The 718-nt window shown below is 64.9% G+C and carries 1 protein-coding gene; it reads left to right on the top strand.

Annotated elements, in window-relative coordinates:
- A partial coding sequence (locus AC1D1Y_RS25980; RefSeq protein ID WP_477684891.1) for a coiled-coil domain-containing protein occupies positions 1-650 on the top strand: 650 nt, incomplete at its 5' end.
- Between the last annotated feature and the right edge of the window lie 68 nt (positions 651-718).

Below are 718 nucleotides of genomic sequence, written 5' to 3'. Positions count from 1 at the left end.
GGCACAACCGCTACGGCATTTGCCAGAAACACGGATTGCCCTTCCAGACCTTGCAAAGCAGCCTGTTCCAATCCATGGACGATGTGCACCTCTGGATGATCGATCAGCACTTGGGCCGGCGCAGTGTGTCGGGTTTTCAGCGCGGTGTGTTGGCCTTGCGCAAGCGCGAAATCATCTCTGAGCGCCGCGTCCGCGCATTGGCTGCGGTGTCTGACGCTGATGCGGCGACGAACGAAGGCGCTGTCAGCACTAGCACCGCGCCGCCGGAGCCGCGCCAAAGCCGCGAAGACATTGCCAAGGCCGCCCGCCTGAGCAGCAACCAGGTGGTGATGATCGAAAAGATCCAGAAGCAGGCGGCGCCTGAATTGGTGGCTGCCGTGAAGTCGGGCACCATCTCCAYCAACGCCGCCGCCGCTGTGGCCACCTTGCCGGCCGAAGAGCAGGTGGCTGCGGCCACTGCTGGCAAAGACCAGCTCAAGCAAGCCGCCAAGCGCGTGCGCGACGCCAAACGGGCTGCACGGGCCGATCTGTCGGCCGACGCCGATGCCAACCCGACCGACCCCCTGCAGACCTTGCAGCAGCGCGTGGCCGTGCTGGAGGCCGAAAACGCCGACCTGCGCCGGCAATTGGCGCAATTGCAGGGCACCTAAGCGCTAGTGCCCGATTTGCACAGGAACCACGACCGCGTGTGCGGGTGGTGGGCTGCATCACACTGGAC

The organism is Polaromonas sp. P1_G1, assembly GCF_056405595.1.
The sequence above is the reverse complement of the archived record's forward strand: the minus strand, read 5'-3'. Positions and strand labels throughout refer to the sequence as shown.